At 67.1% G+C, this 14,630-nt stretch carries 14 protein-coding genes; 6 read left to right on the top strand and 8 right to left on the bottom strand.

The window, feature by feature from the left end:
- Nucleotides 1-7 precede the first annotated feature (7 nt).
- From ACIA8C_RS11210 to ACIA8C_RS11200, 3 genes are all read right to left on the bottom strand, one after another.
- Nucleotides 8-778 (bottom strand): ABC transporter permease, encoded by a 771-nt coding sequence (locus tag ACIA8C_RS11210; RefSeq protein ID WP_397133367.1) that lies wholly within the window; start codon nucleotides 776-778, stop codon nucleotides 8-10.
- Nucleotides 775-1,755, bottom strand: a complete 981-nt coding sequence (locus ACIA8C_RS11205; protein ID WP_397133818.1) for an ATP-binding cassette domain-containing protein — start codon at nucleotides 1,753-1,755, stop codon at nucleotides 775-777. The genes ACIA8C_RS11210 and ACIA8C_RS11205 overlap by 4 nt, the downstream gene beginning before the upstream one ends.
- 129 nt (nucleotides 1,756-1,884) lie before the next feature.
- On the bottom strand, nucleotides 1,885-2,400 hold the full coding sequence (locus ACIA8C_RS11200) for an EXLDI protein (RefSeq protein WP_397133365.1): 516 nt from the start codon (nucleotides 2,398-2,400) through the stop codon (nucleotides 1,885-1,887).
- A 235-nt stretch (nucleotides 2,401-2,635) separates the two neighbouring features.
- Here ACIA8C_RS11200 and ACIA8C_RS11195 point away from each other — a divergent pair, with 235 nt between their 5' ends.
- Genes ACIA8C_RS11195 through ACIA8C_RS11180 form a run of 4 tightly spaced genes read left to right on the top strand, consistent with a single transcriptional unit; the run spans nucleotide 2,636 to nucleotide 7,114 of the window.
- Nucleotides 2,636-4,321: a thiamine pyrophosphate-binding protein gene (locus ACIA8C_RS11195; protein ID WP_397133363.1), complete on the top strand. Its 1,686-nt coding sequence runs from the start codon at nucleotides 2,636-2,638 to the stop codon at nucleotides 4,319-4,321.
- Complete coding sequence (locus ACIA8C_RS11190) at nucleotides 4,318-5,031, top strand: SRPBCC family protein (RefSeq protein WP_397133361.1); 714 nt, start codon at nucleotides 4,318-4,320, stop codon at nucleotides 5,029-5,031. Before ACIA8C_RS11195 ends, ACIA8C_RS11190 begins: the two co-directional genes overlap by 4 nt.
- Before the next feature lie 8 nt (nucleotides 5,032-5,039).
- On the top strand, nucleotides 5,040-6,083 hold the full coding sequence (locus ACIA8C_RS11185) for a 3-oxoacyl-ACP synthase III family protein (RefSeq protein ID WP_397133358.1): 1,044 nt from the start codon (nucleotides 5,040-5,042) through the stop codon (nucleotides 6,081-6,083).
- Nucleotides 6,080-7,114 carry an aminotransferase class I/II-fold pyridoxal phosphate-dependent enzyme gene (locus ACIA8C_RS11180; RefSeq protein ID WP_397133356.1) on the top strand — a complete coding sequence of 345 codons (1,035 nt, stop codon included), beginning with the start codon at nucleotides 6,080-6,082 and terminating at the stop codon, nucleotides 7,112-7,114. The genes ACIA8C_RS11185 and ACIA8C_RS11180 overlap by 4 nt, the downstream gene beginning before the upstream one ends.
- Nucleotides 7,115-7,130: 16 nt before the next feature.
- Here the strand turns inward: ACIA8C_RS11180 and ACIA8C_RS11175 are convergent, their stop codons facing one another.
- The 4 genes from ACIA8C_RS11175 to ACIA8C_RS11160 all read right to left on the bottom strand — a co-directional run bounded on the left by ACIA8C_RS11175 (nucleotide 7,131) and on the right by ACIA8C_RS11160 (nucleotide 10,445).
- On the bottom strand, nucleotides 7,131-8,135 hold the full coding sequence (locus ACIA8C_RS11175; protein ID WP_397133354.1) for a bile acid:sodium symporter family protein: 1,005 nt from the start codon (nucleotides 8,133-8,135) through the stop codon (nucleotides 7,131-7,133).
- Between the two features lie 169 nt (nucleotides 8,136-8,304).
- Entirely contained in the window at nucleotides 8,305-8,658 is a 354-nt protein-coding gene (locus ACIA8C_RS11170) for a hypothetical protein (protein ID WP_397133352.1), read from the bottom strand.
- Nucleotides 8,655-9,524: a DUF692 domain-containing protein gene (locus ACIA8C_RS11165; RefSeq protein ID WP_397133349.1), complete on the bottom strand. Its 870-nt coding sequence runs from the start codon at nucleotides 9,522-9,524 to the stop codon at nucleotides 8,655-8,657. The genes ACIA8C_RS11170 and ACIA8C_RS11165 overlap by 4 nt, the downstream gene beginning before the upstream one ends.
- Nucleotides 9,525-9,548: 24 nt before the next feature.
- A complete protein-coding gene (locus ACIA8C_RS11160) occupies nucleotides 9,549-10,445 on the bottom strand; it encodes a TIGR04222 domain-containing membrane protein (protein ID WP_397133347.1) in 897 nt (298 codons plus the stop codon).
- Between the two features lie 175 nt (nucleotides 10,446-10,620).
- Here ACIA8C_RS11160 and ACIA8C_RS11155 point away from each other — a divergent pair, with 175 nt between their 5' ends.
- On the top strand, nucleotides 10,621-10,995 hold the full coding sequence (locus tag ACIA8C_RS11155) for a cupin domain-containing protein (protein ID WP_397133345.1): 375 nt from the start codon (nucleotides 10,621-10,623) through the stop codon (nucleotides 10,993-10,995).
- 4 nt (nucleotides 10,996-10,999) lie between these two features.
- Here ACIA8C_RS11155 and ACIA8C_RS11150 read toward each other — a convergent pair whose 3' ends face one another.
- A complete protein-coding gene (locus tag ACIA8C_RS11150) occupies nucleotides 11,000-11,407 on the bottom strand; it encodes an SdpI family protein (RefSeq protein ID WP_397133343.1) in 408 nt (135 codons plus the stop codon).
- A gap of 352 nt (nucleotides 11,408-11,759) precedes the next feature.
- Here ACIA8C_RS11150 and leuS point away from each other — a divergent pair, with 352 nt between their 5' ends.
- Nucleotides 11,760-14,606, top strand: a complete 2,847-nt coding sequence (gene leuS / locus ACIA8C_RS11145) for a leucine--tRNA ligase (protein ID WP_397133341.1) — start codon at nucleotides 11,760-11,762, stop codon at nucleotides 14,604-14,606.
- The last annotated feature ends 24 nt before the right edge of the window (nucleotides 14,607-14,630 follow it).

Genomic DNA, 14,630 nt, shown 5'->3' with positions numbered 1-14,630 from the left:
TGCTGGCTCAGCTGGTCTGGCGACGGAAAATCGAGTTCGCCCACAGGAATCCGACGAGCGTTAGGCCAGCGCACCAGGCCAGCGCGAGGATGCCGTTGTTACCGATCTCGGTGCCCATCAGCAGGCCGCGCACGGTCTCGGTGATCGGGGTGAACGGCTGATACTCGGCGAACTGGCGCAGCCCGACGGGCATGGTGTCGGTGCCGACCAGACCGCTGCCGAGGAAGGGAAGCATGATGATCGGAAAGACGGTGTTGCTCGCGCCCTCCGGATTCGACGACAGCAGGCCCAAGGCGACCGCGAGCCAGTTCAGCCCGAAGATCGTGAAGCCGAGCAGACCGAACGCGGCGACCCATTCGACCGCGGTGGCATCGGGTCGCCACCCGATGAGCAGCGAGACCACGGCCATCAACACGATGCCGCCCAGCGCCTGCAGCAGCGCACCGACAACATGACCGGTCAGCATCGACGACTGCGTGATCCCCATGGTGCGGAACCGATTCACGATGCCTTTGGAGGTGTCGGTCACGATGGACACCGCCACCGACGCCGTGATGTAGGCAGGCACCATCAGCAGCATGCCGGGTGCGAGATAGTCGATGTAGCTTCCGCCGGAAGACTTTTCGAGCGCACCGCCGAAGACGAACTTGAAGATCAGCAGCAGCACGGTCGGCATCACGATGACGCCGACGCTCATGCTCGGATACCGCTTGGCATGAGTCAGGTTGCGCCGCAACATTGTTGCCGAGTCGGCAAGGGCATAGGACATGTTACTCATGCGACAGTTTCCTTTTCGGAGGTCGGCTGGCCGGTGAGGGTGAGGAAGACATCGTCGAGATCGGGCGTGTGCACGGCGAGGCCGTCGACCTCGATCTGCTCGTAGTCGAGCCGATCCAGCAGCGCCCGTAGCGATTTCACGCTGCCGTCGCTCGGCACGGCGAGCGTCAGGTCGGCGTCGTCCTCGGCGTCGTCGACCGGTTGCGCGGCGACGCCGAGCGCGGCGGACGCGGCGAACAACGCGGTACTGTCGGCGAACCGCAGCCGGATGTGCCCACCGGGCACCAGCCGCTTCAGTTCCGCCGCGGTGCCTTCCGCGACGATCCGGCCGTGATCGAGCACCGCGATACGGTCGGCCAGGTGATCGGCCTCCTCGAGGTACTGGGTGGTGAGGAAGACCGTCACGTTGTAGTCGTCGACCAGCCCGCGGATGAGCTCCCAGATGGCCCGCCTGCTGCGTGGGTCCAGGCCGGTGGTCGGCTCGTCGAGAAAGATGATGCGCGGATCGCCGACCAGCGTCATCGCCAGGTCCAACCGTCGGGTCATGCCGCCGGAGTAGGTGGACGCGGGCTTGTCGGCGGCCTCGACCAGGTCGAAGCGTTCCAGCAGATCCGCTGCCAGCCTTCGGGTTTCGCGCCGGGGCAGATGATGCAGATCGCCCATCAGCTGCAGATTCTCCCGGCCGGTGAGCAGCTCGTCGACCGCGGCGAACTGGCCGGTGACACCGATCGCCTCGCGCACCGCGTCACGTTCGGCCTCGACATCGTGGCCGCCGACCCGGCTTTCTCCCGCATCGGCGTGGATGAGTGTGCTCAGGATCTGCACGGTGGTGGTCTTGCCCGCGCCGTTCGGGCCGAGCAACGAGTAGACCGTGCCCTCGGGGACGGTGATGTCGATACCGTCGAGCACCACCTGCTCGCCGAAGGATTTACGCAGGCCCAGCGCCGAGATGGCGGGTGCGCGATGGCCGTTGACCATGACGGTCCTTTCAGTGAATTTCATAATTGGATGCGCATGTGCGCATGACTACCCCCCACCGCCCCCATGTCTGGGTGCGGCTTTACCGGTCGAGCAGTTGGTGTTCAGTTGTGCGGAAAAGCGATTCGGCTAGATGTCGAGGTCTTCGATCTGCGGCCGCTTCGCGATATCGACCACCCGCTCGTAAACCTTTTCCGGCAGTTTGGGTTTCAATTCCTCGACCGAGTCGACGATCTCCAGGGTGAAATCGCCCCAGTCCTGCTCGCCGACGCCGAGCATGCGCCGCCAGTTCTTCAAATCCTTGATCCAGTTGGCGGATTGGGGATATTCGTCCCAGCTGGCATAGTGCGCGTGCAGCACGAACTTGCCCTTGCGACTGCGGAACACCCGGACATGTTCCATCCGGTGGTCGTTGATGTCGTTGGTTTCGAAAAGCAGGGCGCCGGAGAACCGAACTTGCCGGACGCCGTTGTGCCCGACCCGGACGATGACCTCGTCGTACCCTTCTTGCCGACCCTCTTCCAACTCGATGAACCGGCGCAACGCCGTGGTCACCGCCCCGGAGAGATTGCCGCCGACCAGTTCCTGGGCCCGCTGGAACAGCGGCAGATCGTCATCGGCAACATAGATCGTCTTGTTGGGCATGACACGACTATACGTAGATGTATACGTACATGCAAGCCCGGCGCGGGTAGACCAGCGAAGTCGTCTACAACGACCCCATCGAGTTGAGCTGAGCGTCCTGGCGGTAGCGCGGTCGTTGTCGCGCTGCTAGCCCAGCGTTGAACCGTCCACCCTTCCCACCCGTATTACTCCTGTACGCAGCAAGTGATCTCGCGTGTGCCCAGTGCACGGAGGGACACCGCGGGAAGGAGTGCCGATGCAGAGCCGGGTCGTGGACTATTTGGTACAGGCGGTTTCTGCCTTGGGAGTCCGGCACATCTTCGGCGTGGACGGCGCGAATATCGAGGATCTCTACGACGCCATCTTCGACGCGTCCTACGACGTCACGGGGGTGATCGCCAAGCACGAATTCTCGGCGGCCACCATGGCCGACGGGTACGCCCGCTCGACCGGCGGCCTCGGCGTCGTCGCCGCGACGTCCGGCGGGGGTGCGATGAATCTCGTTGCCGGACTTGCCGAATCATTCGCCTCGCGGGTACCGGTGCTTGCGCTGGTCGGCCAGCCGCCGACCGCGCTGGAGGGCAACGGCGCTTTCCAGGACACCAGCGGACAGGCGGGCACCATCGACGCTGCCCGGATGTTCGACGAGATCACCCGCTACTGCGCGCGCGTCGAGACCGCCGCCGACTTGCCCGATCAGCTGGCCAGGGCGGTCGGCGCCGCCCGGCGCGGCGGCCCCGCGGTGCTGCTGCTGCCCAAGGATGTGCAGCAGGCGGACATGGGGGCGGCGGGCTCGATTCGATTGCCCACCAAGGTATATCGGCGTGACGAGGCGGGCCTGACTCGGCTGCGCGCCGCGCTGACCACGGCGCGGCGAACCGGCAAGGTCGTGATCATCGCCGGTGACCAGGTCGCCCGCGACGACGCGCGGGACGAGTTGGCGCGGTTGGCCGCCGCCCTGGACGCAGCGGTCGGCGTCGCTCCCGACGCCAAGGACACCTACGACAACACCGACCCCGGCTTCTGCGGGGTCGCGGGCTCCATGGGGCATCCGGAACTCAGTGCGGCCGTCCGATCGGCGGCCCTGTGCCTGCTCATCGGCACACCGATGCCGATCACCGCGCGCACCGGGCTGGACGAATTACTGGCGGGCGCCGCGGTGGCGAGCATCGGCGTGACGCCGCCGTACTTGCCTGCCATCCACGCCACCAGTACCGACCTGGCGCGCACGCTGGGCGAACTGGCCGACGAATTCACGGTTGCCACCGTGGCACCCGAGCGGCGCGGCGTCACTTCGCTTACCGCGCTGCATGTTCCGGCGGCCTCCGGCCCCGGGCTGCGCTATCGGCAGCTGGTGGAGACCATCGAAGCCGGACTACCCGAGGGCACCGACGTCTTCGCCGACGCGGGCAATACCGGTGCGGCCGTGGTGCATCACCTGCGGGTGCCGCGCGGCGGCCGGTTCGTGGTCGCGCTCGGGATGGGCGGCATGGGGTACGCGTTCGGCGCGGGCATCGGATCCGCGTTCGCCCGCGGGCACGGACCCGACGAAGTGCGGCGCACCGTGGTGGTCGCCGGTGACGGCGCGTTCTTCATGCACGGCATGGAGATACACACCGCGATCGAGCACGCGCTGCCGATCACCTTCCTGGTGCTCAACAACAACGCCCACGCCATGTGCGTGACCAGGGAACAGCTGTACTACCGAGACCGCTACAGCTTCAACAGGTTCCGGCCCGCGCACCTCGGCGACGGCGTCGGCGCCATGTTCCCCGAACTGCCCGCCTACTCGGTGCGCCTGCCTGCCGAGCTGGCCGCGACACTGCGGCACTGCATGGAAACCGCGGGGCCGTCGTTCATTTCGATCGACGTGGACCCCGACGAGGTGCCCCCGTTTCTTCCGTTCTTGACGACCATCGAGCAATCCAGGAGTACGAAATGACCGCAGCGCGTACCGATTCCATCAATGGTGGCGACCTGGCGACGGGTGGGTCCGACAGCGCCTTGCCCGCACTCAGCGACATCCCGGAGGGCGTGCTGCCGACCGGCCTCTTACGGATCGAGAATTCCGACAAGGACGCGACCACCCCGATCATCATGGACATGCTGCGGTCGGTCTATCCGCACGACCAGATCTTCGGCGACTACTGCCCGGTGCAGGCTTATATCGCCGCGCCGCCGCGCGAGGTGTACGAATACCTCGCCGACACCCGCTCGCTGGAGGAATGGACCTACAGCCTGCGCGGCTTCATGCCGACCGAGGAACCGGGCCTGTGGCTGGCCTACGACCGGCTCGGCGACGAAACGCAAATCTTCACCCGCACCGTCGCGCACCCCGAGGCGATGACCGTCGACTACCACTGTGCCTGGGACCAGTCGCAGCACCTGTGGATGATCTACCTGCTGCGGGTCGTCGACGCGCAGACGGTGTTCAACAAGCCGGGTTCGGTGGTGCTGTGGGTCAACTGCAAGCACCCGTTCTACGACGACAACCCCTATCCCGAGACCGCGCCCGCGAAGCGCCCGGTGTGGGTCGGTGACTTCTGGGAGATGTTCTCCGCCGGTCACCAGCTGGAGATGGACAACCTCAAGGCGATCTGCGAATACCGGGCGGCACACGATCTGCCCATCAAGCCCGACTGGATGAAATGAGACCAGGCATGCTCCCCACCAATCCGGACGCTCCCGCGCTGCCCCCGGTCAGCCTGGTCGATGTGGCCAGCTACCTGCCGGGCGAGCCGGTCGGCACCGAATACTTCACTCAGTACTCCCGCTCGGACCGGATGGCCAAGAACGTGATGTTCCGGTCGCCCAAGGCCCGCCACCATGTGGATCGGGACGAGACCGCGGTGGACATGGTCGAGCGCGCCGTCGCGCCGCTGATCGAACGCCATGGCGCGCAGTTCCTTTCGGACATCGACGTGCTGATCACCCATACCCAGCTGCCGGACAATCCGGTAATGGGCTGCGGACCCGAGGTGGCCAAGCGGCTGGGCGCGCGCCCCGCCTTCGTGTACGACGTGCACAACGGCGGCTGTGCGGCCTTCGTACACATGATGTCGATCGCCCGCATGGTGCTGCAGACCACCAACGCGCGCACCGCGCTGATCGCGGCGACGCAGAACTGCGCGGGCCCGGTGTTCACCCAGCCCGACATCCGCAAGCTGGCGCAGGCGCCGGTGCCCGGCGACGGCTGCGGGGTCGGGCTGCTCGTCAAGGACGACAGCGCGCCGATCCTCGACCTCGAATGCCGCACCTACCCCGAATTCGCCGGGGACATGGAGTTTTCCACCAATGGCGAGCGTAAGTACTGGGAGCCGGGCGAGGGCCAGGGCTGCGTCAGCTTCACCGAATCGAAGATCACCAAGGTGTTCGCGCGCGGCAACCGGCTGGTGCCGGAGGTGGCGCTGGCGGTGTGCGATCGGATCGGGGTGAAGGGCCGCGACATCGACACCTTCGTCACCAATCAGCCCAACCGGCTGTTCCTGCGCAACTGGCACGACGCGCTCGAGCTGCCCGCCGAACGCCATCCGGACACCTTCGACAGGTGCGGAAACCTGTTCGCGGCAGGCATTCCGGTGACCCTGGATGTGGAGAACCGGGCGGGCAGGCTGCGCAACGGCTCGGTGGTGCTGTTGTCGGCGTTCGCGCACGCGGGTGACTTCGCCGGGGCCGCGGCCATCCGGTGGGGCGCGGCGCGATGAGCCTGCACCTCGTCGACGAGACCACGCCGTCGCGGCGCCGTGGCGGGCCGTCAGCGCAGCCGCGATTCGATCTGACATTGAGCGAAAACCCGTTCCCGCCATTGCCTTCGGTGCTTCGCGCAGTGAACAGAGTACTGGCACAGGCCAACCGCTATCCAGAGTTCCTGCCGCGGCGGCTGCCGAAGCTGATCGCGCAGCATCACGGCGTGCATCCGGACCAGGTGGTGGTGGGATCCGGCGCGACCGGGGTGGCGATGCAGATCATCCAGTCGCTCACCACACCCGGTGCCGGAATGGTTTACGCGGCACCGACCTTCGACGGCTACCCGATCCTGGCCGAGATGGCGGGCGTGGAAATGGTGCCGGTGCCGTTGGACTCGGCGGGCAACCAGGATCTGCGGACGATGACCAAGGCCATCGACAAGTGGACCGAGCTGGTGGTGGTGTGCCGTCCGCACAATCCGACCGGCACGGTGGTTTCGGCCGCCGCGTTGCGGACGTTCCTGAGCAGCGTGCCCGCGCGGGTGCCGGTGATCCTGGATGAGGCGTATGTCGAGTTTCTCGGGGCGGCCGACTACATCGACCCGCTCGCGCTGTTGAGCAAGCATCCGAATCTGCTTGTGCTGCGAACCTTCTCGAAGGCCTACGGGCTGGCCGGGCTGCGCATCGGATACGCCTTCGGCAGGCCGGAAATGATGGCCAGGGTGCGCAGGCTGCAATTGCCGTTCGGGGTGAGTTCGGCGGCGGTGGCCGCGGTTTCCGCGTCCTACGCCGCCGAACCCGAACTCGCCGTGCGCACCATGCGGATCACCGCCGCGCGGGAAACACTGCGGAACGCGTTGCGGCGCCGTGGCATCGCGGTGCCGCTGAGCCAGGCGAACTTCCTGTACCTGCCGGGGCCAGGCGTGGCCACCGCGCTGCGCCGGGCAGGCATCGCCGCCAAGGCGTATCCCGATGGGAGTGCCCGCATTTCGGTCGGCGACCCGGAAGCCGATCACGCGGTCCTGCAAGCCCTGGAGACACTGCGGTAGCCGATCGGCCGGATCACTAAGCGGCGGACCGCAGTTCGCCTTCCTCGCCGGGCTCCGCCGCCTTCTTGGCCCAGCGCTGCGCCAAGGCGGCGCAGGTGATCAGCTGGATCTGGTGGAACATCATCAGCGGCAGCACGATCAGCCCGACCGGTTGGCTGGCGAAAAGCACCGTCGCCATGGGCAGTCCGGTGGCCAGGCTCTTCTTGGAGCCGCAGAACACGATCACGATGCGGTCGGCCGTGGCGAAGCCGAAGATCCGGCCGATCAGCATGGTCGCGGCGATGACGAGCGCGAGCAACACACAGCAGACACCGGCCAGCGCGAGAATCCGCCACGGCGAGAGCATGTGCCAGATGCCTTCGACCATGCCCGCGCTGAACGCGCTGTAGACGACGAGCAGGATCGAGCCGCGGTCGACCAGTTTCGTCGGCTCGGCGTAACGGCTGAGCCAGCGATGCACCTTCGGCCGGATCAGCTGACCGACGGCGAACGGCACCAGCAGCTGCAACACGATGTCGCCGATCGAGGAGAAATCGACGCTGGCCTGGCCGGTGGTGTTCATCAACAGGATGACCAGCAGCGGCGTCACGAAGACGCCGATCAGGTTCGATGCCGTCGCGCTCACGATCGCGCCGGGCACATTGCCTTTCGCGATCGAGGTGAACGCGATCGAGGACTGCACGGTAGACGGCACCAGGCACAGGAACAGCAAACCGGTGTAGAGGTCGTCGGTGAGCACGCTGGGCACCAGCAGGTGCGCCGCCAGCCCGAGCAGCGGGAACAGCACAAACGTGCTTGCCAGGACCACGGTGTGCAGCCGCCAATGGGTGAGGCCGGCCAGGGCCTCCTTCGGCGCGAGACGGGTGCCGTACAGCAGGAATAGCAATGCGATGGCAATCTTCGTCAGCACGCTCACTACGTCGGCAGCGGTTCCCCGGGCGGGAAACACACTGGCCAGGGCAACCGTAGCGAGGATCGACAGGATGAAACCGTCGATGTAGAACTTGCTGAGGAATCGCACACCACACGCTAACGCCGACGGTGTTCCCAGGTAGAACCGAAATGTACGTAATTCGTCACACCATGGGACCTCTTGGCATGTTCGATGAATACGAACGTTCGTCCGCACTCCTGCCGGTCGGCGGCCTCGGTGCCTGCGCGTCGGTGACAACGCGCGGCGAACAACCCGGCTAGCGAAGTCGGCGCAGGAACGACTTGCGGGCGCCGCTCGTAGACAGCGCGATACCCGCGTGTCGCGCGAAAGCTGTTGCGTCCGAAGCGGTAGTCGTCTTCGGTTTGTCAGCAGCCCAGGCGATGAACTGTTCGGCGAAGTCGGCACCGCAGGCGTGCGCGAGTAACGGGCAGCGGCGCGCGACTTCACCCGCGCGTTTGTGCAGCAATGCCTTGGCCGCCGCGGCGACGGCTTCGGTGTCGAAACCGTCCGGCGCCGGGCTCCCGGCTACCAAGGCGTGGACTAAAGCCGCCTGCCGCTCGGCAAGCTCGTCGACTTCCCGCCTCGACGAGCGCGGTTCGGGTGTCCTCATGTGCGCGCCGATCGTGCGCGGCCGGTGACGGACGGTCGATGCGCTGCCGCGGCGATGGCGTCGAGTTCGTCGAGGAGTTCGGCCGCGGGCGGATAGTTGCCGTCGCGTTCCAACATCAGCGGCACCGGGTGGATATCGGTGAATTCGCTTACGAGCGTGAGCACTTGGGCAGGAATTGGGTCGGTATGCGTGTCATGGTAGCGGCCGCCGGATTCGTGGCCGCCCGCGACATGGCAGTAGGCGACGCGGTCAGCCGGTAGACGCAGGAGTTCGTCGAGCGGGTCGCGGGCGCGGTTGCGGGCGTTCGCGTAAACGTTGGCGATATCGAGCAGCAGGTAGACCCCGGTGCGGTCGACGAGTTCGGCGAGGAACTCCGACTCGGTGTATTCGTCGTCGGGCCAGTCGAACAGCGCCGCGATGTTTTCCACGGCCAGCGGTACGTCGAGCGCTTCCTGAGTACGGGAAATGTTGCGGGACAAGACATCCAAGGAGGCTTTGCTGCGCGGCACCGGAAGCAGATGTCCCGCTTCGACTCCGCCGGCCCGGACAAAGGCGACGTGCTCGCTCACCAACGGTGCGCCGAGCGCTCGCGCACACGCGGCGAGATGATCGATCCGGTGCTCGTCCAGGGGTTCGGTGCCACCGAGCGACAGCGAAATGCCATGCGGCACCATCGCTACCCCGCGGTCGATCAACGCCGTCAGCTCAACAGGGAGCACAACCCTCGACCTGCCGAGTCGCCGCCGCACCGGCAGCGACTCCGCGATCACCTCACCGAACCCGAGCCCATCGAGCTCCGCGATCACCCCGCAGATCTCCGGACGCCAGCCGATGCCGAGCGCTTCGTCCGCCAACGGTCCGCTCATCCAAGGTCCCGGTGCGCGCCGCGATCAGCCGCCACAACCACCACCGCAACCGCCACCGCCGCAACCACCCCCACCGCTGTCACCGCTGCTGCTGCCGCCGTCGCCGCCCGACGAGCTCGGGGGCTGCACGGCACTCGCGAGCCCTGGGTCGAGGGACACGAGCGCGGCACCACCGAACACGGCGGCGGCAAGTGCGGCGCTCTCCGCGCCGTAGGTGGCGTAGGCAGGCGAATTGGCTGGCCGCAGATGCGCATTGCTGCTCGTCGCGTTCTTGCGGGCCAGCCGGCCGAGTGGTGTCAGCCGGGGTTTGGCCACCACGAGCCAATAGCCGAACGCCTGCACCACGAGCGCGATGACCAGGAACGCGACCGGGTTGTGATGCAGCGTTCCCGCGATGAACCGCACCACGCCGACCGCGGCGACGATCAACAGCGGCAGGCCCGCGTCCCACAGCCTGCGCCGGAAAGCCGCGTCGGGAAAGTAGCCGCGCTTGATCATCGAGTCACGCAGCGGGCCGAGGGCCGGCGCCGAATTGGCGGTCAGCGAGACGACCGTCGGCTTGGCTCCGGCAACGATCCGGTCGTAGATCGACCGGGTGAACGGATCGAGCCGATGCTTGTCCGCATCGGTCATCGGCCGCGCCGGTGCGGCCGCCGAGTCGATCAGGTCGTGGCCGCGCAGCCTGGCCAGCGCGGTCAGCACCGCGCGGCGATCGTCGAACAGCATGGCGATCTCGGGCAGCGACAGGTCCATGCCCGGTCGCTCGATGCCACGCTTATCGACCGCGCCGCGGGTCACCCGCAGCCGCATCAACAATCCGAATAGCAGCGCGAGGCCGATGAATGGCCAATACAACGCCATGAAGTCGGGTCCGGAGATTCCCCACGTATTGCCCGCGGTAACAAAGTCGAGCGAGTTCATTTCCACCCCGAAGATCAAGCTGGTACTACAACGCCCCAAGTATGGGCCGCCGATACCGCCGCCGACAGGGTTCGACCCGAAACGTAACTCGGTCGATTCAACCCACCCGGCCCGCACGGAAAGGCCTGGTCGCCACAGTGCTGCCCGAGGCACCGGAAAATGGTTCGATGGTCTGATGCGACGCGAGTATCAGGTGAACGCGGCACCCGCGCAGGGCACCGCGAGCCGCGTGCTGTTCCGCATTGCCATCGGCCGTCGCGAGTTGGTGCTGCGCCAGACGATCATCGAACCCGGCGGCAGCAGCGGTTGGCATTATCACGACGGCACGCTGCTGGTTGTGGTCACGCGCGGCACGCTGGATCACCCTGGCGCGGACTGCGCACCGGTGACCTATCGCCGCGGGCGTGTCTTTCGCGAACCGAGTGGGTCGAGTTATCCCCATGTCGCACGGAACCGTGGCCCGGTGCCGGTCCAGCTGTGCGTGCTCTACCTCAATCCGCTCGGGAGTCCGCTGTCGCGCAGCGTGCCCGCACCGGAATGCGCCGAATAAGGGTCTAGGTCGCGGGCTGGCAAGCGTCGCGCAGCGAGCACGCTCCGCACGCACTGCCGCAGCCGCCGACCTCGGCGGGCGGCGCGATGGCGGCGGCCGTCGAGGCCGCGGCGTTGGCTCCGGCCCCGAGGGTGAACAGCGCGACGACAGCGGCTCCGGCACCGACGAGCAGCGCGACGACGCCGCTCGCGGCGAGGGCGACGAGACCACCGGCGAACAGCAGCGCCCCGGCCGCCAGCGAGGTGGGGGCGGCGACGCGATTCGCGATGCGGAAGGTCTCGTCATCGGATAGGGCGGCCTCGGTGTGCACTCCGACGAAGCGGTTGCGCGGCAGCCTGCCGATCAGTCCGAGTGCGCCGGTTGCGCTGGCCACCAAGGCCAGCACGAACAGGACGAGAGCGACGACGAGCACCCATGCAGGCTAGCGCATTGGTGTCATTTGCCGACCGGGAGCTCCCCGCAACCGATCAGCACCCGACCCGCCACCACCGGCGGACAGGCGTGTTCCACACTGTGCGGGGCCAAGCCGGCGACGTAGCAACCAAACGCACTGTTGGGACCGCTGGGATGGGAACGACAACCCGCGAGTAACGCGAAGACGGTGCGGCACTGTCCCATACCGACGGGCGGGTAACTTTCTTCGAGGCGCGGACGCGGGCCCGCCGACCGAGTCAGCGCAGCCCGATTTTCGGTACTGCGGTCCGCACGTTCTACCCTGATAGACGAAGTTTGTCGGGGATCGGCGATCACAAGAAGGCAGGACCGTGCAGGACACTCGTGCAACCGATAGCGATGTACCCGAGCACCGGTACACCGCGGAGCTCGCGGGCCGCATCGAACGTCGGTGGCAGCAGACGTGGAGCGAGCGCGGGACCTTCCACGCGCCGAATCCGGTCGGTCCACTCGCCGGTGCCACCCCCGCGGACAAGCTGTTCGTCCAGGACATGTTCCCGTACCCGTCCGGCGCCGGACTGCACGTCGGGCATCCGCTCGGCTACATCGCCACCGATGTGTTCGCCCGCTATCACCGGATGCACGGCCGCAACGTGCTGCACGCGCTGGGCTACGACGCGTTCGGCCTGCCCGCCGAGCAGTACGCGGTGCAGACGGGCGCGCACCCGCGCGACACCACCGAGTCGAACATGCTCACCATGCAGCGCCAACTCGATCGCCTTGGGCTCGGCCACGACCGGCGGCGTTCGTTCGCGACCACCGATCCCGAGTACTACCGCTGGACCCAGTGGATCTTCCTGCGCATCTACAACGCCTGGTACGACCAGGAACTGAATCGGGCCCGCCCGATCAGCGAACTGGCAGACCAGTTCGCCACCGGCGCCCGGCCCGCCCCCGACGGCAAGGACTGGGCGGCGCTGTCGGCCGCCGAGCGTGCGGCCGTGCTCGACTCGTATCGCCTGGTGTACCAGACCGATTCGATGGTCAACTGGTGCCCGGGTCTGGGCACGGTGCTGTCCAACGAGGAGGTCACCGCCGAGGGGCGCAGCGAGCGCGGCAACTTCCCGGTGTTCCGTAAGCGGTTGTGGCAGTGGATGATGCGCATCACCGCCTATTCGGACCGGCTGGTCGACGACCTCGATCACCTGGACTGGCCGGACAACGTGAAGGCCATGCAGCGCAACTGGATCGGGCGCTCGCGAGGCGCACAGGTCAAGTTCGACGCGAACGGCGCACAGATCGAGGTCTTCACGACCCGTCCCGACACGCTGTTCGGCGCGACGTATGTCGTGCTCGCGCCCGAGCACGAGTTGGTCGACACGCTGACCGCGGCCGCATGGCCGGCTGACACGGATGCCCGCTGGACCAACGGCGGCAGCGCGAGCCCCGCGGATGCCGTTGCGGCATACCGCAAGTCGATCGCGGCCAAGTCCGATCTGGAGCGCCAGGAGAACAAGGAGAAGTCCGGCGTCTTCCTCGGCAGCTATGCCACCAACCCGGCGAACGGCGCGCCGATGCCGATCTTCATCGCCGACTACGTGCTGAGCGGCTACGGCACCGGCGCGATCATGGCGGTGCCCGGGCACGATCAGCGCGACTGGGACTTCGCCACCGCGCTCGGCCTGCCGATCAAGGAGGTGGTGGCGGGCGGCGACCTGACCGCGGCGGCCTACACCGGCGACGGCGCGATCGTGAATTCCGGTTACCTGGACGGACTTTCGATCGACGAAGCGAAGGCGACGGTGGTCGCCCGGCTGGAGGCCGACGGCCACGGCAAGGGCACCATCCAGTACAAACTGCGCGACTGGCTGTTCGCCCGCCAGCGCTACTGGGGCGAGCCGTTCCCGATCGTGTACGACGAGGACGGCGCGCCGCACGCGCTGCCGGAATCCATGCTGCCGGTGCGCCTTCCGGACATGGACGACTTCGCCCCGGTGACCTTCGATCCGAACGACGCGGACTCCGAGCCGTCGCCGCCGCTGGCCAAGGCGACCGACTGGGTCGAGGTCCAACTGGATCTCGGCGACGGGCCGAAGCGGTACCGGCGCGACACCAACGTCATGCCCAACTGGGCGGGCAGCTCCTGGTATCAGCTGCGCTACGCGGACCCGACCAACTCGGAAGCGTTCTGCGCCAAGGAAAACGAGCAGTACTGGCTCGGCCCGCGCACGGGCGAGCACGGGCCCGACGATCCGGGCGGCGTCGACCTGTACGTCGGCGGTGTCGAGCACGCGGTGCTGCACCTGCTGTACGCGCGGTTCTGGCAAAAGGTGCTGTTCGACCTGGGTGACGTGTCCGGGTACGAGCCGTACCGGCGGCTGTTCAACCAGGGCTACATCCAGGCCTACGCCTACACCGACGAGCGCGGCGCCTACATTCCGGCCGCCGAGGTGGTCGAGCGCGACGGCAAGTTCTTCTGGACCGGCCCGACCGGCACCGAGATCCAGGTGAACCAGGAGTACGGCAAGATCGGGAAGTCGTTGAAGAACGCCATCTCGCCCGATGAGATGTGCGATCTGTACGGCGCCGACACCTTCCGCTTCTACGAGATGTCGATGGGGCCGCTGGACACCTCGCGGCCGTGGGCGACCAAGGACGTCGTCGGCGCCCACCGCTTCCTGCAACGGATGTGGCGTCTGGTGGTGGACGAGGAGACCGGCGGACTGCGGGTCACCGAGGCCGCGCCAACGAACGAGACGCTGCGGTTGCTGCACAAGACGATCGCCGGTGTGGACGAGGACCTGGCCGCACTGCGCGACAACACGGCGGGCGCGAAGCTCATCGAGCTGACCAACCATCTCACCAAGACCTACCCGGACGGCGCACCGCGCACGGTGGTGGAGCCGCTGGTGCTGATGCTGGCCCCGCTGTCGCCGCACATCGCGGAGGAGCTGTGGGAACGCTTGGGCCACACCGCTTCGCTGGCGCACGGCCCGTTCCCGGTGGCCGACCCAGCGCTGCTGGTGGACGAGTCGGTCGAGTACCCGATCCAGGTAAACGGCAAGGTGCGCAGCCGAATTCAGGTTCCGGCGGACGCGGACACCGCGGCCATCGAGGCGGCCGCGCTGGCCGACGAAAAGATCGCCGCACTCCTCAACGGCGCCGCACCACGCAAGCTGATCGTCGTCCCCGGCCGCCTGATCAATATCGTCGCCTGAGCGCCATCGAGGTGAGTCATATGG

The organism is Nocardia sp. NPDC051321 (genome assembly GCF_044455225.1).
Classification (GTDB): domain Bacteria; phylum Actinomycetota; class Actinomycetes; order Mycobacteriales; family Mycobacteriaceae; genus Nocardia.
This window is presented reverse-complemented; position numbering and strand designations above follow the sequence as displayed.